The following is a 21,261-nucleotide window of genomic DNA, read 5'->3' on the forward strand; positions in this document are numbered from 1 at the left end:
TCACCGCCGTGGCCGACGAACTCACTCCGGCGTCGGCCGATTGGGACGCGCCCACCAAGCCGCCGCACAACGCTCACATGTCCGATCAAGAACGCAACTGTAATGCTAGGTCTCTCCTGTAAAACCTGCCCCATAGCTCCTCCCGCTATGCGTGATGGTCAAACGTACCTTCACACCGTGGGATTAAACACCTCAAAGTGTTGCGCCGTCGATCCAAGCGGCAACCTCGGCGCGGAACCGACTGAAAGCCGCGTTGGCGGCCGTCAAGCTGATCGAGAAGCGCTTTTCCAAGACCGGGTCTTGTATCATGAACAGCTCCGGTATCTGATCACGGGCGGGGCGGGCTGTACCGTCGCCCTCGGCGATCGTGCTGAGAACCGTGTTGGCCTCTTGTTCGTCCTGCTCGGTCCACCCCGTGGCGGCAGCGGCCTGTTTCGCTCGCAACTGACAGATCGCGTGCATGATTTCGATGAGCCCTGCCTGCGCGGTGCCAAGCGGCCAGGCCGCCGCCTCGGCGACCTGACCATAGGCGCGAACCTGGGCGTCGGCATCGTTGCCCAGCGTGACGGCGGCGCGCCGAAGCGTCCGCCACAAGGCACGATCATCCTGCCCTTCGCGGTGGGCGGACACCAGGCTCTGGAAAACCTCGCTTGCGGCTTCGGGCCATGGCCGGATCGCTGTCAACATCCAGCAGGCCAGGCGGGTGGTGTCATCCGACCCGACCGCTGCGGGATCGGCGTCCCTCACACCCAATGTCCGGCGGAGCGCGGTCATCGCCGGAGAGGCCGTAGTCTCGCTCATTGCGAAGCCCCATCTTGGTCCAGCGCATCGTCGATCATCATCGCCAGCCGGGTACGGGTGAGGCTGCCGACATGGCGGTCAATCACCATGTCGCCGCGCCGCGTTATCAGCGTGGGCACACCGCGCACTTCGAATGCCTGGGCAAGGTCCGGCGACGCTTCGATATCAATCTTCGCGACGACCAGATCGTCGGCGTAGTTCTGCGCGATATCGTCGATCGCAGGTGCCATCGCCTTGCACGGGCCGCACCAGGTCGCGCTGAACACCAGAAGCTGAAGACGATCCCCCGCAGCGGAGTCGATCGATGCCAGCGAAGGGGTGTGGTCGGAGGTCATGAGGGTCACGTCGAATGTCTCTCTTTCCAGGAAAATAGGCTCGGATGGCACATGCTCAGGACGCGCCACCGACCATCATCGCGTCGATCCGGATCGTCGGCTGGCCAACCCCGACGTCGAGATGCTGGCCATCCTTGCTGCAGCTGGCGACCCCGTCATCAAGCGCCAAGTCGTTGCCGACCATGGAAATCTGCTTCAACGCCTCGAGGCCGACGCCGATCAGCGTCGCGCCTTCGACCGGCGCGGTGATGCGGCCATTCTCGATCAGCCATGCTTGTGTCGTCGTGAAGTTGAACCGGCCGCTGACGGTGTCGACCTGCCCACCGCCGAAGGCCGTGGCGTAGATCCCATCCTTGACGGAGGCGATCACGTCGACGGGCGCGTGCTCGCCAGACAGCAGGAAGGTGTTGGTCATGCGCGGCATCGGCAGGTGGGCATAGGATTGGCGCCGCCCGTTGCCGGTCGGGCGCGCATTCATCAGCCCGGCATTGAGCCGGTCCTGCATCAAGCCCGTCAATATGCCGTCCTCGATCAGCGTCGTCCGCTCGGCCTCCGCGCCCTCATCGTCGATGCCGAGTGATCCGATCAGACCGGGGAGGCCGCCATCATCGACCACGGTCACGCCGGGCGCCGCGATCCGCTTCCCGACCAGTCCCGTAAAGGCCGACTGGTTCTTGCGATGATGATCGCCCTCCAGGCCATGGCCGATCGCCTCGTGGAAGAGGACGCCCGGATAGCCGGGGCCGAGGACGACCGGCATCATGCCCGATGGCGCGGGCCGGGCATCGAGATTGATGCAGGCCATTTCGACCGCACTGGCGACCTGCGCGTCGAGCCGCGCCTCGCTCACGCCCTCGATACCATGGCGCCCGCCCAGTCCCGCCTGCCCCTGTGCCCGGCGACCACCGCTTTCGGCGACGATGGTGACGAACAACTGCATCGTCGGTCGCACGTCGCCCGCGATCCGGCCGTCAAGGTCGGCGACGAGCATGGTCTGGTCCATGATCCGCAGGAATGCGTCCACCCGCGATACGCGCGGATCGGCAGCGCGCGCCAACGCGTCGATGCGCTCGAGCAGGGCGATCCAGGGCGCGGCGCTGCCCGGCGTGTTGAGCGTGACCGGTGGGTAAAGAGCGTGCAGCGGCGGCGTACCGGTGATCGGTACGGCAATCTCGCCGCCATGCCCGCCATCGAGTGCCCGTACCGCCTCCGCCAAGGTCGCGAGCGCGGACGCATTCATCTCCGCCGAATGTGCGAAGGCGACCTGCCCGCCGCGCGCTGCCCGCGCACCCACGCCTTGCCCGATCTGATATGATCCACCCGCGACGCGACCGTCCTCCAGCCGCAAGGTGCGCGTGCGCCGCGTTTCGAAGAACAGGTCGGCAAGATCGGTGCCCGCGCTCGCCAGCCCGCCGAGCGTGCGCGACAGGTTGCCGATGTCGAGTCCCGACGGCGCCAGAATACGGGCGGCGACTGCGTCCATCTGTGTGCCCCCGGTCATGCCGCGCCTCCGATCTGCATGGCGTCGATCAGGATCGATCCGGTGGAATAGGCACCGCGCCGTTCCACATCGTCACCGACCGCGACGATTCCGGTCAGCATGTCGCGCAGGTTGCCGCCGACGGTGACATCGGTGACGGCATGGACGGGGACGCCATCCTCTACCCAGGTGCCGGCGACCGCATGGGTCCAGTTGCCCGTCACCGGATCGACGGCGCCGCCACTGAGGCGGCGGACGATCAGGCCACGGCCCATGCGCCGGCACAGGTCCGCGAACGATCCGCGCTCGGCCCGACTGGAGAGTGTCAGGTTCCATGGGCCGTCGGCATTGCCGGTCGACGGCATCCCCAGCCGCCGCGCCGACCGTGTGCCGAGGAACAGCCCCTCGACCGTCCCCGCGCGCATGATCGTGCGGCGCTGTCCGGCGATCCCCTCACGGTCGAAACCGCCACTGGCCGGGCCGAACGGCTCGAACGGGTCCTCGTCCAGGTCGAGATGCGGGGCCGCGACTGTCCGGCCCATCGCATCGGGCAGGAACGTCGCGCGCCGCCATTGGGGATTGCCGGAGAGAGCGTTGACCAGGCTGCCGATCAGTGCGGTGGCGACACGCGCCTCGAACAGCACAGGCGCCTTCTGGCTTGGGACGGCACGCCCGCCGAGTTGTCCCGTCGCGCGCGCTACCGCGCGATCGGCCAGCATCGGCACCGGTATCAGCCGGTCGAAGCGCCGGTCGAAGCTGTCGGCACTGTCATTGATCGCGCCATCGGCACCGCGGGCAAGCGCGACCAGCCAGAGGCCGTGATTGGAGTAGCGCTGTCCGCGACAGAAACCGGCACTCGTCGCCAACGCAAAGACGCCCTCGCTTGACGAGACGCCCGCTGTCACCGTTTCGAGCGTCACCCCCGGCTGCGCCCCCGCGCGCAGTCGCGCATCGCCCTCTAGCGCCAGCGTCCGCAGGCTCGCGACGTCGTGGCCCGAGGGTGCGTCGATCGGCGGCAACGGCGTGTCGACCGCCATGTCGGCCAAGGACGGCGGCAGTGCATCGGGATCCTCGCCGACCAGTGCGGCTATCGCGAATGCCTCTTCCGCCGCTTCGGTGAGCGCTGCCGGGTCAAGCGCCGCCGTGCCGACCGTGCCGCCGCGCGTGCCCCGATAAACGGTGATGGTCAGACCCTGTCCCGCGTCGCGCAGCGCGGTGTCCGTCGCGCCGTTGCGTGCGGTCACGCGGACACCTGCACTGGCGTTGGCCGAGGCGACGGCATGGTCCGCGCCGATCCGGCGGGCGATCTCGATCGCCTGCGCGGCGACGTCCTCCATTTTTGCGATGTCGATGGCGAGCAGGCGGGTCATGCTTGCAGCTCCAGACGTCCCGCCGTGGCACGGCCATCGGCAATGACCAGCGCATGGTCGTGATAGCGGTGGAGCCGCTCGTCATGGACGACGCTGATGATGGTCACGTCGCCCAGATGCTGGCCGAGCAGGTCGTGGAAATGCTGCGTGTTCGCCGGGTCAAGCGCGCTCGTCGCTTCGTCCAGGATCAGCAGATCAGGCTTTTGCAGCAGGATGCGCATCAGGGCGACCCGCTGCTGCTCGCCGGGTGACAGCTCTTCTGACCACATGCGCAAGCCGTGCAGGTCGTCGGCGAGGTGCGACAGGTGGACCATGTCGAGCAGCGCGGCGATCGCAGCGTCGTCGTGATCCTCTGGCGCATCGGGGAAGCAGATCGCCGCCTTCAGCGTGCCTAGCGGCAGGTAGAGGCGCTGCGGCACGAACATCGCGGCGCTGCGATCCGCCAGGGCGACTTGGCCGACGCCATCAGGCCACAGCCCGGCAAGCGCGCGCAACAGGGTGCTTTTCCCTGCGCCTGACGGCCCCCGGATCACCCAGCGTTCGCCGGTGCGGACCTGCCAGTCGCCGACCTCGACCAGCGGCTCGCCATGTGGGCGGCGAATGAGGAGGCCTGCGGTCGCAACGGCGATGCCCTCCGACGTTCCAACGTTTGCCGTTATGCCCATGGGACGCTCATGATCGATCGCGTCGTCCAGCGCTTTCAGACGGTTGATATAGGAGATCTGCGTCGCGATCCGTGGATAGAGGTGCACAAAGAAGCCGAGCTGTGGGACGAGCTGCTGAAAGGCGTCACGACCGCCCATCACCTGGCCGAAGGTGATGGCCCCGGCAAAATAGCGCGGCACCAGGATGAAGAGCGGAATGATCGAACCAAGCCGATCGTAAAGGCCATTGGCGGCATTCAACCCGATCAGCGAGCGGATGACGGACCGCGAGGTCAGATAGACGTTCTGCACGGCGCTGCGTAGCGACAGGCGTTCCGTCGCCACGGCATCGGCCAGTCCGATCTGCGGGGCGTTGCGACGGACGTGAATCAGGTTGGAGCGGAAATCCGCCTCGCGGTGCTGCCACCCCATCATCGCCCGGATATAGGGCTTGCCGAGCAGGACCATGACGACGCTGCTCACCAGAACATACAGCGCGGCATAGACGACCGTGCCGCCGGGGATCGACACCCGCCAGCCGAATAACGCGAACCGGATCGGTCCGGACGTTTCGAGCAGGATCATGATCGACGAGATCGCCGAAACGATGGAGTAGACGAGGCTCGTCAGGATCGACAGCGTGCCGACTTCTGGGTCCGCGACGAACTTGATGTCGTCGGCGATGCGCTGATCGGGGTTGTCGATCATCCGCAGCCGCTCGATCTCGGCATAGCGATTGCGCGACAGCCAGCGGTCCAGATAAGTTTCGGTGAGATGGATGCGCCAGCGCAGGCACAGCATCCGACGTATATAAGGCTCGAGGATCACGAAGACCATCTGCAGTGCCAGAATGCCGATGAACGCGGTGAGTAGCGAGGCGAACCCCGCCACGTCACGATTTTCGACCCCGTCGAAGAAACGCTGCTGCCACCGGTTCATGATGACGAACAGCCAGGCCCCAGCGAACTGGAACGCCATCAGGACGATCAACGCGCCCCAGGCGAACTTCCAGTCCTTCGATGTCCAGTAATCGCGCAGGAGGTCAAAGGCGTGGCGCCACCGCTCGCCGGCCGGTTGCGGAAGGGCGAGGCCGGTCTCGCGACGGGACTCACCGGAGGGAACGGGTTGGGGCAGCATCGATCAAAGTGCCTTCGTCAACGGAAACGATAACCGACGGTCAGACGCCAGGTGCGCGGCTCACCGAGCGGGACGTAGGTGGTGGCGATCGTAGGCTGATAATTCTTGCGGTCGAACAGGTTGCGAATGCCGAAGTTGAAGTCCAGCTTGCCCACCGTCAGGAAGGTGTTGAGATCGGTCTGCACTGCCGGGCCGATCCAGTATTGCCCCGCCATGTCGATCGCCGCGCTCGACCGTCCATAGACGCCCGCGCCCAGCCCCGCGGTCACGTCGTCGGCGACCTTGTGCTTGTAGGAGGCATAGGCGCTGTACTGGTCGCGCGGCTGGAGCACCACGGTACTGCCCAGCGAGCTGTTGCCCGCGGTCAGCATGGAATATTCGGTCCGAGTGAAAGATCCGCTGACCAGCAATCCCTTCAAAGGCTCGCCGGAAATGCTGACATCGACGCCTTGTGCCAGTTGCGCGGGAAGGTTGATGAAATAGAGCCGGTTGAGCGGGTCGGGAACCTTGAAGTTGCTCTGGCTCAGACGGAACCAGGATGCGTTCAGCAGGACACGCTTGTCCAACAGATCCAGCTTGATCCCCGTCTCGGCATTGCGCGTCCGCGTATCGGGCAGCAGGTTGAGAGACCGGTCATATTGGTAGCTGGGGATGAAGCCGAAGGCGAGGGAGCCATAGACCGAGAATGTGTCCGTCACTTCGACCACCGCGCCATAGCTGGGCGTGACGGCGTTGTTCGACGTATAGCGTGCGCTCGGGCGGTTGCGGATGTTCGAGATGGCGTCGGACGATGTGCTGCGCACACTGGCAAGGAAGGCGAGCTTCCAGTATTTCACGAGATATTGCCCGTAATAGGATGTCTGCGTGCCGACGCCGCTGCTCTGCCGGAAATAGGTGGTGGGCAGGGCGCGAAGGGCCGGGGTCTCGGTGACGTAATTATAGGGAAACATCGAACCCGAATTGGTGGCGTCGGCGGACGAGTCGAAACGCGTCGCCATCGCACCCGCCACCAGCTTGTGCTCGACCGGGCCGGTCTTGACCGCGATTCGGGCATAGCCGTCGACCGCGTCGTTCGTGCCCTGCTGCTTCACGCCGCTGCTGCTGATGAGCAGCAGGTTCGGGGCGAGCAGCGCGAAAGGCGAGTATTGGCTGATGAACAGATCGGTGTTCTGATGCTGCCAATGCCCGACCACGGTCAGCCAGTTGCCGACCGCCTGGCTGACCTGCGCGTCGTAGATGGTGCTTTTGATCTGCGAATATTGCTTCCGCCCGCCGACCAGCGGCACGCCGTCGGCGATCGGGACCGGTGCCTTCTTCGTGGTGTCATAGAGCGTATAGGGCACCATGCCGAAGATCTGGTTGCCCGCCGTGATCCCCAGGATGATGTCGGTGCCGTCCTTCTTGTACCGGATCGACGGCGCGAAGAGATAATCCTCGTTGCCGCGATAGCCGCCGAAGTTGCGATCGGCGGTGGCGGCGGTCGCGATGACGCGCGCGCTGATGCTGTCGTCGGCGGAGATCGAGCGGTTCGCATCGACGGTGCCGCGCACCGACCCGAACGACCCGATCTCGCTGGAGACATAGAGCCGTTCGTCGACGCTGGGTTTCTTGGTGACGATGTTGACCGTCCCGCCCAGGCTGTCGCCACCAAGCAGGATGGCGTCGGGGCCCTTCAGCACCTCCAGCCGCTCGACATTCGCGATCGGCTGGGTGCTGCCAGCGGCAAAGCTGCTGCTGGACGGGGTCGGCAGGCCGTTCACCGCACCGCCTGTCGACATGCCCCGTACCGTATAGCCGACGCCGCCCTGCACAGTCGCCGCGTTGACCGTGACGCCGCCCGCATTGCGCAGCGCATCGGGCAGGCTCTGTGCCTGTTGTTCCGCCAGCAGCTTGGCGGACAGGACCTGGACGTTGCGCGGCTGGTTCCGCAGCGATTCGCCGGTGCGCGTCGAGGTGGTCGTGCTACGCACCATGACATTGGTTTCCGCCTCGTCGCGATGCGCGACGACGACGATGTCGTTGAGGACGAGGATATTGCCCTCGGCACCCCGGCTGACCGTGACCCTGAGGCCACGCGTCGCCTGCCGGACGGCCGCCATCGCATCGCGCGCTGTAGCGACCGGCCTGGCGGTCAACCCGCGGATCGCATCGGGATCGGCTTCGATCGTCGAACCGGTCTGCTGCCGGATCCGCGCCAGCGCCTCATCCAGCGGCATAGCGGGAAGCGAGATACGCTGGCCTTGCGCGAACGACGCCTGTGGCGCTCCCAAAGCGAGCATGGGCATCAATGCCATCGCGGCACCCCGGATACCCAATTCTGCACGACGACGGACCATGTAATACCCCCCTCTTGCGGCACCACGGCTACGCGCTCCCATGCCCATGCGGACACCGTGTCGGATGCGCGTCACACATGCGACGCATCACAGCCATGACTAAAAGTCCCGCCACCCGGCGGAACGGTCGATCGTCGTCGGCCCTGGTCCGTCGACGGTTCACTCTGCGGTGTCGAAGCCGGCCGCTGATTGTCGCGGAGCTTGGCTCCGCTGCGATCCTGTTCCTCGACGAAACGAAACTTGCGCCCACCCCGGAGCGTCATCAAATTGTAATTGGTTATGCCCCTATAACGCCACGTCGATCGGCTGGCCGATCCCGGTTGCCCCGCGTTTCAGTTCGGCGACCAGCCAGCGGATGACGGGTTCCTTATCGCGATAGGGCTGCCATTGGGCGACAAGGCCGCTAGACGGACGCGCAAAATCCAGGTCGGGGATGACCACCGGCAAAATCGCCGCCTGATGTTGGGCGAACCAGTTGCTGGTCGTGACGATGAGGTCCGATCCGAGTGCCAGCGCAGGCAGCATCGAATGAAGCCCGGTGCGTATCGCGACGCGTCGCTGCGCGAATGGACTGTCGGCGGCGAAGTCGCCAAAGATCGCGCGCTCCATCTCCTCATGGACCGCCGCATGGAAAGCGGCCAGGAACTCCTCCCTGCTGATGCGGCGGTTGGCGAGCGGATGCGACGCACAAACGAGAGCGGCCGGTGCGTGGTCGATCAGCGGCAGGGCACACAGACCGGGATCGGCCATCGACTCCGGAACGATCGCGACATCGACCCCCCGGTCGAAGAGACGCTGTGCAGAGCCGTGGACAAAGGGCGTCATCTTCAACGTGATATCTGGGGCCACCGCTCGCAGTCGCGGAACGATGCGGCTGAAGAACATCAGCTCGACGACCTCGGGCGCGGTTACCGTCACGGTCTGACGCGCGGTCGCCGGATCGAACGCCAGCGTGAGGTTGAACGTGTCATCCACCTCAAGCAGCAACCGCCCAACGCGCTGCTGCAGCGCCTCGCCGAGTGCCGTCAGCTGGCGCCGCTCGCCAAACAGGACCAGTTCATCCCCGAAATGCTCGCGTAGCTGGCGCAGCTTTGCGCTCATCGCCGGCTGGCTGATCGCGATCGAATGTGCCGCCGCCGTCAGCGATGGCGTATGTAGCAGCGCATCCAGTGCATAGAGCAAATTAATGTTCAGGCGCCGCAGCCGACTGCGCCCTTCCGTCAACGACGATGGATCACTCAAATCCCCACCTCACATTCGCGCCCACGAAACCTCGGCCACCTTCTGGCGGCCCCATATCTTGCCTGCCGACCCAAGGCGCTCAGCAGCCTGACACCCCGATAACATATCGGCAACATCTGAGCGGCTGCCGGTTTCGCGAACCGCAGATTGTCGGCCGAACGTCCCGGTATGGATTCAATATTAGTGCAAGGCCCACCCGCGCTGCCGACCTTTGATAGGATAAGCGACGCGGAACCCAATATGGGAAGTCGGAAGGTCGTGTTCCTGTGCCTGATAGGCGGCCGGTCGAAAGTTGGCGCAGTAATTCATCGCGCAGAGGTAGCTACCACCCTTGATCAAGCCGATATTCTGATCGCCTGCGACCCATTCCCAGACATTGCCGACCATGTCGTAAAGCCCCAGGTCGTTCGCCTCGAAGCATCCCACCGGCGCGATCCCGGCATAGCCGTCTTGGGCCGTGTCGCGCATGGGGAAGACGCCTTCCCAGACATTGGCACGTGGCTTGCCGTGATCGAACGCCCAGTCGACCGGGTCGCGGGTGGCATTCTGATTGCCGCGCGCCGCACGCTCCCACTGTTGGGTTGTGGGCAGGGTCCCTCCAGCCCAGCGGGCATAGGCTGCGGCGTCGTCGCGATCGATATGGACGACCGGCTCGTCCGCGCGGCCGGTAAGGTCACTGCCGGGTCCCCTGGGATGACGCCAATCCGCACCCTTCGTCCACCGCCACCAGCGCGCGGCATTGTCGAGGGAAACCGGCTCGGTCGGCGCGACGAACAGGGCAGATGCGCCCTGGCGTTCGGCCTGTGTCCGATATCCGGTTGCCGCCACGAAGGCCCCGAACTGGTGGTTGGTCACTTCATGCGCGTCGATCCGGAATGCCGCCACGCGGACCGGTCGCCCGGGTCGATCCGTGCCATCCTCGCCGAGCAGCACGACGCCCTCGGCGATGGTGACGATGGCATCCTTGGCAAGACAGCGATGCCCGGGCTGCGGCGCTCGCGCGCCCAGCGCGCCGGACGCGGCCAGCGCCAACAGCAGCGCCATCCTGATCCTCATGGTCGGGCCGCCGGAGCAGGCGCAGCCCCTGCGTCGGCCGGTAGCGGTACGACCCCCTTGGCCTTGGCATACAGGTCGTAGGCCTTGACTAGGTCGGCAAGTCGCTTCGGTTCGACGGCGGAGAGATCATGGGTTTCACCCGGATCGCGAGCAACGTTGAAGAGTTGCCAACGCCCGGTGCTGACCCCGCCGCGCGTGTAGCGATTGGTCGGCTTGGGCAGGAAGACGGCTTTCCAATCCCCCTGGCGAAGCGCCCGACGGAAGAACAATTCGTAGCCCAGCGTTTCGTCGGCGGATCGGATGCCGTCAGCACTGGCGGCCAGCACCGGGCGCAGGCTGTGTCCTTCATGGGGCAGGATGGCATGGCCCGCGAACCGGCTCGGTTGACGCAGGCCCGCATAGTCGAGCAGGGTCGGCGCGACATCACGCACATCCAGATTGGCATTGGCGATCCGTCCGCCGCCCTTCACCCCGCGTCCCGCCGCGAAGGCGCTCACCCGGATGCCCCCCTCGGTCGTATAGCCCTTCACCAGCCAGGACGGCACCGAATTGGCCTGGGCCCAGCCCGGACCATAGCCGACATAGCTGGTCGGCTTGCCGATATTGTCCAGGCTGTTGTCGATGCCGAGCGCCTGCGCCGGGGGCAGGGCGGCATCGGGCGAGCCGACCTTGAAGCGGGGGCTGGGCGCTTCGATCACATTCCCCTCCGGGCCGTTATCGGCAAAGAACAGGATGATCGTGTTGTCATAGCGGCCTTGCGCCTTCAGCGCGGTGATCACCCGGCCGACATTCTGGTCCATGCGATCCACCATGGCGGCATAGACCTCCATCTTTCGCGCCTCGACAGCCCGTTCATCCGCGCTGAGCGAAGCCCAGGGCCTTGCCAGCTCGACGCTGTGCGGCACGGCGTCGGCCGGTACCAGGCCCAGTGCCTTTTGCCGGGCCAGTCGCTCGGCACGCAGCGCCTCATAGCCTGCGTCATAGCGTCCTTTATACTTGGCGATCGTCTCCGCTGGCGCCTGGAGCGGCCAGTGCGGCGTCGTGAAGGGCAGATAGGCGAAGAAGGGGCGGCGATCGCCGGCCTTGGCTGACGCGTCGAGATAACCGATCAGGCGGCTGGCGAAATAATCCGCCGAATACTGACCCTTGGGCAATGTGGCGGGTTTGCCGTCGTCGCGGTAACTCGGCGCCAGCCCAGCCTTGGTCCAAGCCTCGTCCTGATCCGCGCCGAAATGGTTCGACAGGCCTTGCAGAAGGGCGAAGCTGTGTTCGAACCCCCGTGCGGCGGGCTCGCGCTCGGGCGTCAGGCCAAGATGCCACTTGCCCGCCATCAACGTCGCATAGCCGCCCGCGCGCAGCAGCTCGGCGATGGAGGCGACCCGGTCGTTCAAATATCCTTCATAGCCCGGCTGCCCCCGCGTCGCAGGACCGAGCAGCTCGGCCATCGTACCCAGACCCGCTTCATGATTGTCCACGCCGCTCATCAGCATCGAGCGGGTGGGCGAACAGGTCGGCGCGGTGTGGAAACCGGTGAAGCGCACCCCCGACAGGGCGAGCGCGTCGAGATTGGGTGTCGCGATCTCGCCCCCGAAGGCACCCAGATCCGACCAACCGAGATCATCGGCGACGATGATCAGGAAATTCGGCGCATCATTCGGTGCCTTTTGCGCTTCGCCCGCAGCCGAGGTTGATGCTGGCGGAGCGGCGAGAGCGGGAGTGGCCGCGATCAGGGCCGACGCGGCCACCGTCAGAAATCTCACACCGATCATGTCTGTTCCCATTGTCGGCGACCATGCGCGCGGTCGCACGCTCGGGATAAAGGTTGGCACCGTGGCGACAATGATAATTTGCCTACTAGATCGATAGGAATTCCTTCGTTCGTTTCATGAACGTCCTTTCATAGCCCTAGGCGGGCGGTCTCTGCCGCATGTCCGTCCCCGCCATGAGAGAATGTCCATGCCGATTTCGAGAGCCCATCGCCGCCGCGCCCTGTTGCTCGCCGGTGCGGTCGTGCTGGCCACGCCCGCCGCCGCACAGGACATGCTGGCCGCCAACGGGGAGGGCAGGGCAACGGCCGCTGCGGTGCCGGATAGTGGTGCGAGCGAGGATGTCCTGGTCACCGCACGCCGCCGGACGGAAAGAAGCCAGGACGTACCGATTGCCATCAACGCCTTCGGAGCGGCCCAGATCGAGTCGACCCGCACCTTCAACCTGCGCGACCTGCAGCAACTGACCCCCAGCCTGGTCGTCACCAACACCAATCCCCGCAACACCAGCATCAATATTCGCGGCCTGGGCAACAATGTCGCGGTCTATAATGACGGACTGGAGCCGGCAGTGGGCGTCTATCTTGACGGCGTCTATCTTGCACGACCGGGCCAGACCGTGTTCGACCTCGCCGATCTCGAGCGGATCGAGGTGCTGCGCGGGCCGCAGGGCACGCTGTTCGGCAAGAACACCTCGGCGGGTGCGGTAGTGGTGACGACCAGGCAGCCGACATTCGACTGGCAGGCGGGCGGCGATGCCAGTCTGGGCAATTACGATTTCCGCCAGCTCCATGCCTATGTCTCGGGGCCGTTGTCGCAGCATCTGGCGGCGCGGCTGTTCGTGTCGAAGACCGATCGCGACGGCTTTACCCTGAACCGGTTCGACGGGCGCCTTGGTCAGGACTTTCACGACCTGAACCTGCGTGGCCAGCTGCTCTACAAACCGACCGACACGCTGACCCTGCGGATTATCGGCGATTGGGGACGGCAGAGCAGCTTCACGGCCGGGAGCATCCTGCTTGGAGCCATTCGGAATTACGACAACGGCGCCCTGTTCGCGAACAACTATTACGACCGATCCGTGCGGCTGGGCTATACGCCGGTCGTGGCGAACCCGGAGTTGCGGACGACCGATACCGACGCCAATCCGCGTTACCGAATGAACCAGCACGGGGTGAACGTCACCACGGACTGGGATATCGGCCCCGCCACGCTGACGTCGGTCACGGCCTACCGGGCCTGGAACTGGTATCCCCATAATGACGGCGACGGCACCAGCATCGACGCAGGGGCGGATTTCCATCAGAGCAACGAGCAGCGTCAGGTCAGCCAGGAACTGCGCATCGCCTCCAATGGCGCGCGGCGTGTCGATTATGTGGCAGGCCTCTATTACCTCTATCAGTCGATCGAGGCGGAGGCCGTCAACCGCTATGGCAGCCGCGCGGCCGACTGGTTTCTACCTCCGACCACCAATACGGCCGTCGGCGCGGCCGCGCTGAACGGCTACGACGTCGTCAGCCATTCACGCCCCGTCACCGACAGCTATGCCGCCTTCGCCCAGACGATATGGCACATCACCGATGCCGTCGATCTGACGACCGGCCTGCGCTATACTTACGAAACCAAGTCCGGTTATTTCGATCAGGACGCGACCGGCGCATCGCTCGCTGGGCTGACGGCGGCGCAACAGGTGGCGGCCCAGGCGATCCGCGCCCGCTATGGCGTGCGGAATTTCTACACCGCGCGGACCGAAGCCGGGCGACTATCGGGCCAGGCGACCTTGTCTTGGAAGGTCGCCGCACCGGTCCTTGCCTATGCAACCTATGCGCGGGGCAACAAATTCGGTGGGCTCAACCTTGCCAACATCACCACCACCGGCCAGTTCGCCGCCAATCCCGTCATTCGTCCAGAGACGATCGACAGTTACGAAGTTGGCGCCAAGACGACCTGGGTGGACGGTCGGGTCACCGCGAACGTCGCGGCCTTCTGGACTGACGTCAAAGATTATCAGACGACGATCGTCGACGTGGAGCGCAACGGCGTGAGCTTCTTCACCAACGCCGCCAAGGTACGGACCCGCGGCATCGAGGCGGACCTGCGCGCCTCGCCGACGCGCTGGCTGACGCTCTACGGATCGGGCACCTATGACGATGCCCGCTACATCTCCTATGCCAACGCACCGTGCCCGATCGAGATCACGGGGCGGACAGTATGCGATTTGAGTGGGCAGCGCCTGCCCGGCGTCTCCCGCTGGGCCGCCTCGGCCGGGGGCGAGGTCCGCGCGCCCCTCGGCGTCAACTTCGGTCACAGCGCCGGAGTCTATGCAGGCTCGGATTACAGCTACCGCTCCGCGACGAATAGCACTGCCAGCCTGAGCCGCTATTCGGATATTCCGGCCTATGCGCTGGTCAACCTGAGATTCGGGATCAGAGCGGACGATGGCCGATATGACATCCAGTTCTGGGGACGGAACATTACGAACTCGACCTATTATCTGTCCTTGTCGGCCAATAACACAGGCGCCGTTACCGCCACATTAGGAGATCCTCGCACCTACGGTCTTACACTCCGAACCAAATGGTAGAAAATATCAATCACAAAGTAACTCTATTGCAATAAAAGCCGCGTTCATTTGAGTCTATGAAAATTATGGTGGGGGCTCGTTGGTTAAAAACAGAATATGACGGCGGGAGCGAGGGTGATGGCGGTAGGGCAGTGATCGTAGCGGGTTGTGACGCGGCGTCAGTCTTTCAGGCGGCTGAACAGGATCTCGATGCGGCTTCGTCTTCGATAACACCGCTTGTCGTATCTAACCGGCTCGTTGCGTGATCGCCGGCCTGGGATGCAGGGCTGGATGCCTTTGGCTTGCAGAGCATCCCTGAACCAGTCGGCGTCCTAGCGGCGATCGGCAAGTAGCGACTGCGCGTCGGGCACGTCGTCGAGCAGCGCTGCCGCTCCGGCTCAACGCATGCGGACCGCCTCGACCGAACGGGCCGGTTCGGCCCAGCGCTGCTGCGCGGAATACAGCGCTTCGTCGAGCGTGGCGGCCAGCGTCAGCACGGGGGTGCCGCGCACCATCGTGATGTGATCGCCTGGCGTCCGCTCGATCAGCAGGGTGCCGTCGACAATGGCACCCCAACCGGCATCGCCGATGCTGTCGGCGGGGCGCAGCAGCAGCACATCGCCCGGATAACGGGCGGGGCGATAGCCGTGCGTCGCCAGTTCGACCCGCTGGCTGAAACTTGTCGCTTCGTCGGGCACATGGCGGCGCAGCAGGCGCGCGACGCGGGTGCGCAGGCCGGGGCGGGGCCGGTGGCCGGGCCGCTCGGCATCCAGTAGGACCAACAACGCGACGCTCTCGCCCGCCGCGATCAGTTGCGCGGCGAGTTCGAGCGCGACGATCCCCCAGCGGCACCAGCCGCCAATATAATAAGGGCCAACCGGTTGCTCGGCCATCAGCCGCCGCTTCAGCCGCGTGGCGATCGCCGGTATCGAGAGCTCGCCCGTGCCCAGCGCCGCCTCGTCCGCCGCATCGGTGTTGAGCGCGAGGCAGGGCTGGTCGGTGGAGAGTCCACGCGCCATCGTCCGCATGAGGGGCCCGGCGTCTAGCCAGAACAGCGGCGGGCGCGATCCACCGGCGTTGAGCAGCATCGTCGCCGCCCCAGGGACCTCGCCTTGCACGATGCGCGCGGCCATCGCAGCCAGCGTGGCATGGCGCAACAGCTCGATCGGCGCGAGCCGTACGCCGAAGTCCGCCTCGATCCGCCGGGCGAGCCGCACCGTCATCAGCGAATAGCCGCCGAGGTCGAAGAAATCGTCATCATCGGCAACATCGGAGATGCCGAGCAATGCGCTCCAGATCGCAGCAAGGCGGGCGGTGACGCTGTCCGCGACCGGCGTCGCGGCGGCGGCCGTGGTAAAGGGATTGGGCAAGGCGGCGCGATCGACCTTGCCGTTCGGGGTCAGCGGCATCGCTGCCGCGCTGACGATCCGGTCGGGGATCATATAGGCGGCAAGGCGGCTGGCGAGGAACGCCTTCACCGTGCGCGTATCGAGAACCGTGCCTGCGCAAGGCACGACATAGCCGACCAGCGTCGGTTCGCCGGACGGATCGGTCCAGACGCGCACCGCGCTCCACGCGATGCCGGGATGGAGTGCCAGCGCCGCCTCGACATCGCCCAGTTCGATGCGAAACCCGCGAACCTTGACCTGATCGTCCAGCCGTCCGAGGCAAAAGAGCGCGCCGGTGGCATCGACGCGGCCGAGGTCGCCGGTGCGATAGGCACGGCTGCCGTCGGCCAGGCGGACGAACCGCTCTGCGGTCAGTTCGGGCCGGTGGCGATAGCCGCGCGCGACGCCTGCGCCGCCGATCACGATCTCCCCCACCACGCCATCGGCGACCGGCGCGAGCATGTCGTCCGCGACCTGCACCGCGATGCCGGTCAGCGGCCAGCCAATGGGTATGGGGCCCGTACCGGGTTCGACACGGCAGGCGGTCGACCAGACGGTGGTTTCGGTCGGCCCATAAATATTCCACAGCGCGCCGCAGCAGGGGAGCAGCCGGTCGGCGAGCGCGCGGGTCATCGTCTCTCCGCCGGCCAGGATGCGCAGGCCCGGCAGGCCGGTCCAGCCATGCTCCAGAAGCGCGCGCCACGTCGACGGCGTCCCCTGCGCGAGGTCGGGGCGATACTGCGCGAAGGCCGCGGCGAGTCGTTCGGGATCGGCCGCGACCGCCTGCTCCACCAGCGCCAGCGATCCGCCGGTGAAGAAGGGCAGGAACATGTCGGGCACCGACAGGTCGAAACTGACCCGAGTGAGGCCGAGCATCCGTTCGCCGCGCGCGAAGCCGGGGCTGACCGCCATCGTCGCCATCAGTGCGACGAGCGAACCATGTTCGATCTCCACCCCCTTCGGTCGGCCGGTCGAGCCCGAGGTGAAGATGACATAGGCAAGGTGTCGCGCCGTGATCGTGGCGAGCGGGGGCGGCGCGGAAGCGGTCCCCGCGTCCTCCGCGATCAGGACCAGTACGCCGACATCGGCGACGACATGCGCATGGCGGCGGCTCGCGACGATCAGCACGGGTTGCGCATCCTCCAGCATGGGGGCCAGCCGGGCAGGGGGGATCGTCGGATCGATCGGCAGATAGGCCGCACCGACCCACAGGATCGCGAGCAGCCAGGCGGGCAGGTCGACGTCGCGGGCGAGGCACACCCCGATCAGCCGCTCCGGGGCACCCGTGCCGAGCCGAGCGGCAAATGTCTCGACCCGCGCCGCCAGTTCGGCATAGCTGCGCCGCTCGCCGTTCGCTTCGACCGCCAGCGTATCGGGGTCGCGGCGGGCATGATCCGCGAACACCTGCGGAATCGAACGCCAGCCGGCGGTGTCGGTCGATGCCGTCGTCTCGTCATGTTGCATGGGGCCCCCCATCGTCCCGCGCGGCCGTATCGGCTCACGCATCGCCACGCTGATGGCGGATCGCCAGCGGCGCGATACGTCGAATGATGCATGGTGGCGGGATCGCGATGGCTACACGACCATCATGCCGATATCCGCACGCCTGTTCTTCAATGGAAAATTCTATGCGGGCGGCACCAACGGCGTGCATCGCGTCGCCGACCGCCTGCTGCGCGAACTGGATGCGCTGGCGGTGGCTGGGGAAGCGCCTGCCGACTGGGACATGCGGCTGCTGCTGCCTGCGCGGCCCACCTGGGCACCGGCCTTCGCCCGGATCGTGCCGGTGCCGCAGCGGCTGGGACACAGCCAGTTGTGGGAACAGGCGATCCTGCCGTTCGCGGCGCGGACCGGCGTACTGGCGAGCTTCGCCAACCTGGCGCCGGGGCTGCACGGCGCAAAGCTGACCATGGTGCATGACGCGCAATTTCGCCTGTCACCCGAAAGTTATTCGGCGAAGCTGCGCTGGGGATATCGGCTGCTGGTGCCGCGCGGCGCTTCGTCGAGCCGAGTGGTGCTGACCGTGTCGGACTATGCGCGCGACAGCCTGGCGACGTTCGGTATCGCGCCGGCGGCGATCACGCAGGTGCTGCACAATGGCGCGGACCATATTCTGGAGACGGCGGCCGACCCCGGCGTGCTCACGACGCATCGACTGGTGCCGGGGGCCTATACGCTGATGTTCGGGTCGGTCGCGGATTACAAGAACGTCGCGGTGGTCTTCGCGGCCTATGCGCGGGGGCGGATCGACCTGCCGCTGGTCGTGATCGGACCGTCGCGCGCGACGCTGGAAGCGGCGGGGCTGCATCCGCCTGCCGGAACCGTCTTCGTCGGCGGGGTGGACGATGCGGGGCTGCGCGCGCTGTACGAAGGGGCGCATTGCCTGCTCTATCCGTCGCGGACCGAGGGGTTCGGCCTGCCGCCGGTTGAGGCGATGCTGTGCGACTGTCCGGTGGTGGCGGCGCCCGCCGGGGCAATTCCCGAAATATGCCGCGACGCGATCGTCTATGCGGGCATGGACGATGCCGCTGAGTGGGAGCGTGCCGTGCTGACGCTGGCGCGGCCCGAATGGCGCGCGGCGAAGATCGCGGCGGGCCGGGCGCGGGCGGCGACGTTCACCTGGGCGGCGGCGGGGGGCAGGCTGGCGGCGATTCTGGAGACGCTGTTGGCGACGGCGAAGCCCGCGCGCTGACCCGGCGCGCGGTGTCGCGCAGGTCGAGGCCGAACTGGCTTTCGGCCAGTTGCATGATGCGCGCCGCATGTCGTTCGGGCGACAGGAAGGCGCGCAGAGCGTCGTGTTGCCGGGTCGGCACGGGCGGCGTGCCGAGCATTCCGGTCAGTTTCGCGGCCAGATCGCCTGGCCGCCCCGGATCGAATGTCTGGCCACCGCCGAAGCGTCGGATCAACTCGGCCGATCCCGCGCGTTGCGATACCAGCACCGGCACGCCGGCGGCCATCGCCTCCGGCACGATCAGGCCCCATGTCTCGTTCCATAGCGAGGGCAGCACCACGACCCCGCACGACCGCATCGCCCCCGCCATCGCGTCACGCGGTTGCCACGGATGGTGGGTGATGCCCGATGTCTGCGCAAGGCGGGGTTGCAGAGCGCCCTCGCCGACGAACAGGCCGGTGTGACCGCCCGCGACGATCGCGTCGATCAAGGGGGCGATACCCTTGTCGCTTTCCAGCCGACCGAAATAGCCGATGTCGTGCCGGGGGCGAGGCGGTGGTGGCCATGCCTCGCCGAGCGGCAGCGGGTTGTACAGGATGGCGTGGCGCTCGCCCTGGAGCAGCGGCGCCGCAGTCCGCTGCGCATGTTCGGAGAGGTGGAGGAACAGCCGTCGGCCGGGATCGCCATGGGTGGCAATCTGGCGCACCGCCTGCCGGGCGACGCGGCCCAGTTTCTGGACACGGCCCTGGCGATCGCAATTCGCAGTCAGGCAGGCCGCATGCATCGGCCGCCGCGTGCAGGGCTGCGCTTGCTGGAAGTCGTAATACAGGCCGTTGGGACAGGGCCAGAAGTAATCGTGCATGTAGATCATTGCCGGAAAGCGGCCGACGACGCGCAACGCCGCCGGTGACAGGTAGCGCGTCCATTGGTGAAGGATGATCAGCGTCGTGTCGGGGTCGGCATCGGCGAGTTCCCCTGCCAGCGCCGCCTGTGCGGCGGGATTCCAGATCGCGCGCAGCATGTCCCCGGCACCTCCCGCGCGCAGGTCGCCGCCGCCTAGGGAGGCGAAGCGGTCCGCTGCGATCCCCCCGCCACCGCCGAAACCCGCGACGGCGCGGACATCCGCCCCGGCGGCACGCAGCGCGCGATAGCTGTCGAGCGCGGCATGGCCCGCCCCGCCGCTGCCCGGACCCTCGCCACCGATATAATCGGACAGGAGGACGACCCTGCCGCTACGCAAGCGCTGGCGTTCCGGGATCATATTGCGGATCGGCGGCGGGGGGCGAAGACAGGTCGGCATAGAGGGTGGCAAGTTCGGCGTTCATGCGACGCGCGGTGAACTTCTCTTCGTAGCGCAGGCGCCCGGCACGGCCCATGGCCTGCCAAGTCGCGCGGTCATGCCGGGAAAGGGCGCGCATCAGCCGCTCGGGACTGTCGGGGGGAACCAGATAGCCGGTAACGCCATCGACTATGATTTCACGCAGGCCGCCGACGGCCGACGCCACGACCGCGCACGATCCGCACATCGCCTCCAGTGCGACGAGGCCGAACCCCTCCCAGCGCGACGGGATGGCGACGACGTCGGCGGCGGCGATCTCTGTCGCGACCTCCGACAAAGATCGCCAGCCAAGATATTCGATCTGCGGCGTATGGGGGCGCGGCGTGCTGGCGGGCCCGGCCACCGCCTTGCCGATAACGCGCACGGTCACGCGATCCTGGATTGGGGCGACTGCGTCGAGCAGGGTGTCGAACCCCTTTTGCGTATCGAGCCGACCGACGAACAGGACGCGCACCCGCTCGTCCACCCATCGCGCGGGCCGGTCGCTGTGCAGGTCGGCGATACCGTTCAGCACCAGCGTCATGCGTTCGGCCGCGATGCCGATGCGCAGCCCTTCGCGCTGTTCATGTTCCGAGATCAGGACGATGCGGTCGGCGCGGGGCGCCAGATCGCGCTCGATCCGTTCGATCAGACGTCGCTTCATCCCCGACGAACTGCGGTCGAACGCCCAGCCGTGCGGGCAATAGACGATGCGGAAGGGAGGGCGTTTCCCCCATCCGTACATCAGCCGCAGGACGCCGCCCGCGACGCTGGAATGGACATGGACGACCGTCGGCCTGAACTGTGCGATCTGCCGCCGGATCGCCGCCGCCAGCTTCAGGATGCTGAACGCGGACCGCTCGCGCCGTTGCCAGGTGACGAGCAGGCGGCGGTCGACGCCGCTCAGATGCGCCGCATGTTGCGCGGGCACCAGTGCGCGAACGTTCGCCTCGCCGAAACGGCGCGCCTGATCGGACAGGATTTCGGTGAGATAGGTGCCGACGCCGCCCTGTGCGGACTCGGCAATGTGAAGAATCTTCATCCGGTCCCCGAAGCGATGGTGGCTGTCGATCGATCTAGCGGCGGGAAGGGCGGGGCATTGCGTCATTTGAGGTGAAGCCCGGCGCTGCGCTGTGGTGGTTGGCGTCATGGAT

Annotated in this window: 14 protein-coding genes and 1 pseudogene; 2 read left to right on the forward strand and 13 right to left on the reverse strand. The window is 66.3% G+C overall.

Annotation, left to right across the window (positions count from 1 at the left end):
- Positions 1-192: 192 nt before the first annotated feature.
- From U1703_RS14725 to U1703_RS14765, 9 genes are all read right to left on the reverse strand, one after another.
- The gene (locus U1703_RS14725) at positions 193-774 is read right to left on the reverse strand and encodes a hypothetical protein (protein ID WP_332786275.1); all 582 of its coding nucleotides are present in this window, start codon (positions 772-774) and stop codon (positions 193-195) included.
- 23 nt (positions 775-797) lie between these two features.
- Positions 798-1,136 carry a thioredoxin family protein gene (locus U1703_RS14730; RefSeq protein WP_332786344.1) on the reverse strand — a complete coding sequence of 113 codons (339 nt, stop codon included), beginning with the start codon at positions 1,134-1,136 and terminating at the stop codon, positions 798-800.
- A 55-nt stretch (positions 1,137-1,191) separates the two neighbouring features.
- Complete coding sequence (locus U1703_RS14735) at positions 1,192-2,637, reverse strand: metallopeptidase TldD-related protein (RefSeq protein WP_332786276.1); 1,446 nt, start codon at positions 2,635-2,637, stop codon at positions 1,192-1,194.
- Positions 2,634-3,986 carry a TldD/PmbA family protein gene (locus tag U1703_RS14740; RefSeq protein WP_332786277.1) on the reverse strand — a complete coding sequence of 451 codons (1,353 nt, stop codon included), beginning with the start codon at positions 3,984-3,986 and terminating at the stop codon, positions 2,634-2,636. The genes U1703_RS14735 and U1703_RS14740 overlap by 4 nt, the downstream gene beginning before the upstream one ends.
- A complete protein-coding gene (locus tag U1703_RS14745; protein ID WP_332786278.1) occupies positions 3,983-5,767 on the reverse strand; it encodes an ABC transporter ATP-binding protein/permease in 1,785 nt (594 codons plus the stop codon). The genes U1703_RS14740 and U1703_RS14745 overlap by 4 nt, the downstream gene beginning before the upstream one ends.
- A gap of 17 nt (positions 5,768-5,784) precedes the next feature.
- Positions 5,785-8,103 carry a TonB-dependent siderophore receptor gene (locus U1703_RS14750; RefSeq protein WP_332786279.1) on the reverse strand — a complete coding sequence of 773 codons (2,319 nt, stop codon included), beginning with the start codon at positions 8,101-8,103 and terminating at the stop codon, positions 5,785-5,787.
- 285 nt (positions 8,104-8,388) lie between these two features.
- Positions 8,389-9,345, reverse strand: a complete 957-nt coding sequence (locus tag U1703_RS14755) for a LysR family transcriptional regulator (protein ID WP_332786280.1) — start codon at positions 9,343-9,345, stop codon at positions 8,389-8,391.
- 180 nt (positions 9,346-9,525) lie between these two features.
- Positions 9,526-10,389, reverse strand: coding sequence for an SUMF1/EgtB/PvdO family nonheme iron enzyme (locus U1703_RS14760; RefSeq protein WP_332786281.1), 864 nt, complete (start codon positions 10,387-10,389; stop codon positions 9,526-9,528).
- Positions 10,390-10,397: 8 nt separating this feature from the next.
- Positions 10,398-12,170 carry an arylsulfatase gene (locus U1703_RS14765; protein WP_332786282.1) on the reverse strand — a complete coding sequence of 591 codons (1,773 nt, stop codon included), beginning with the start codon at positions 12,168-12,170 and terminating at the stop codon, positions 10,398-10,400.
- A 187-nt stretch (positions 12,171-12,357) separates the two neighbouring features.
- On the opposite strand from U1703_RS14765, the gene U1703_RS14770 reads away from it, so the two are divergent.
- The gene (locus tag U1703_RS14770) at positions 12,358-14,751 is read left to right on the forward strand and encodes a TonB-dependent receptor (RefSeq protein ID WP_332786283.1); all 2,394 of its coding nucleotides are present in this window, start codon (positions 12,358-12,360) and stop codon (positions 14,749-14,751) included.
- 83 nt (positions 14,752-14,834) lie between these two features.
- On the opposite strand, the pseudogene U1703_RS14775 reads toward U1703_RS14770, so the two are convergent.
- Positions 14,835-15,125 (reverse strand): annotated as a pseudogene (locus tag U1703_RS14775) (transposase family protein); the annotation flags it as partial.
- A gap of 3 nt (positions 15,126-15,128) precedes the next feature.
- Positions 15,129-17,594, reverse strand: a complete 2,466-nt coding sequence (locus U1703_RS14780) for an amino acid adenylation domain-containing protein (RefSeq protein WP_332786284.1) — start codon at positions 17,592-17,594, stop codon at positions 15,129-15,131.
- On the opposite strand from U1703_RS14780, the gene U1703_RS14785 reads away from it, so the two are divergent.
- Complete coding sequence (locus tag U1703_RS14785) at positions 17,581-18,810, forward strand: glycosyltransferase family 4 protein (protein ID WP_332786285.1); 1,230 nt, start codon at positions 17,581-17,583, stop codon at positions 18,808-18,810. The two genes, U1703_RS14780 and U1703_RS14785, sit on opposite strands and share 14 nt — an antisense overlap.
- Here the strand turns inward: U1703_RS14785 and U1703_RS14790 are convergent.
- Together U1703_RS14790 and U1703_RS14795 are read right to left on the reverse strand one after the other, a co-directional pair.
- Positions 18,734-20,029 carry a glycosyltransferase gene (locus U1703_RS14790; protein ID WP_332786286.1) on the reverse strand — a complete coding sequence of 432 codons (1,296 nt, stop codon included), beginning with the start codon at positions 20,027-20,029 and terminating at the stop codon, positions 18,734-18,736. The two genes, U1703_RS14785 and U1703_RS14790, sit on opposite strands and share 77 nt — an antisense overlap.
- On the reverse strand, positions 20,022-21,149 hold the full coding sequence (locus U1703_RS14795) for a glycosyltransferase (protein WP_332786287.1): 1,128 nt from the start codon (positions 21,147-21,149) through the stop codon (positions 20,022-20,024). The genes U1703_RS14790 and U1703_RS14795 overlap by 8 nt, the downstream gene beginning before the upstream one ends.
- Positions 21,150-21,261: the final 112 nt, after the last annotated feature.

Origin of the sequence: Sphingomonas flavida (assembly GCF_036663655.1) — a bacterium.
Classification (GTDB): Bacteria; Pseudomonadota; Alphaproteobacteria; order Sphingomonadales; family Sphingomonadaceae; genus Sphingomonas.

Excerpts from the sequence above, each read along its gene's own strand:
- U1703_RS14770 (WP_332786283.1), top strand. The coding sequence starts at position 12,358 with ATGCCGATTTCGAGAGCCCATCGCCGCCGCGCCCTGTTGCTCGCCGGT.
- U1703_RS14795 (WP_332786287.1), bottom strand. The coding sequence starts at position 21,149 with ATGAAGATTCTTCACATTGCCGAGTCCGCACAGGGCGGCGTCGGCACC.
- U1703_RS14735 (WP_332786276.1), bottom strand. The coding sequence starts at position 2,637 with ATGACCGGGGGCACACAGATGGACGCAGTCGCCGCCCGTATTCTGGCG.
- U1703_RS14785 (WP_332786285.1), top strand. The coding sequence starts at position 17,581 with ATGGGGCCCCCCATCGTCCCGCGCGGCCGTATCGGCTCACGCATCGCC.
- U1703_RS14750 (WP_332786279.1), bottom strand. The coding sequence starts at position 8,103 with ATGGTCCGTCGTCGTGCAGAATTGGGTATCCGGGGTGCCGCGATGGCA.
- U1703_RS14730 (WP_332786344.1), bottom strand. The coding sequence starts at position 1,136 with ATGACCTCCGACCACACCCCTTCGCTGGCATCGATCGACTCCGCTGCG.
- U1703_RS14760 (WP_332786281.1), bottom strand. The coding sequence starts at position 10,389 with ATGGCGCTGCTGTTGGCGCTGGCCGCGTCCGGCGCGCTGGGCGCGCGA.
- U1703_RS14765 (WP_332786282.1), bottom strand. The coding sequence starts at position 12,170 with ATGATCGGTGTGAGATTTCTGACGGTGGCCGCGTCGGCCCTGATCGCG.
- U1703_RS14725 (WP_332786275.1), bottom strand. The coding sequence starts at position 774 with ATGACCGCGCTCCGCCGGACATTGGGTGTGAGGGACGCCGATCCCGCA.
- U1703_RS14780 (WP_332786284.1), bottom strand. The coding sequence starts at position 17,594 with ATGGGGGGCCCCATGCAACATGACGAGACGACGGCATCGACCGACACC.
- U1703_RS14745 (WP_332786278.1), bottom strand. The coding sequence starts at position 5,767 with ATGCTGCCCCAACCCGTTCCCTCCGGTGAGTCCCGTCGCGAGACCGGC.
- U1703_RS14740 (WP_332786277.1), bottom strand. The coding sequence starts at position 3,986 with ATGACCCGCCTGCTCGCCATCGACATCGCAAAAATGGAGGACGTCGCC.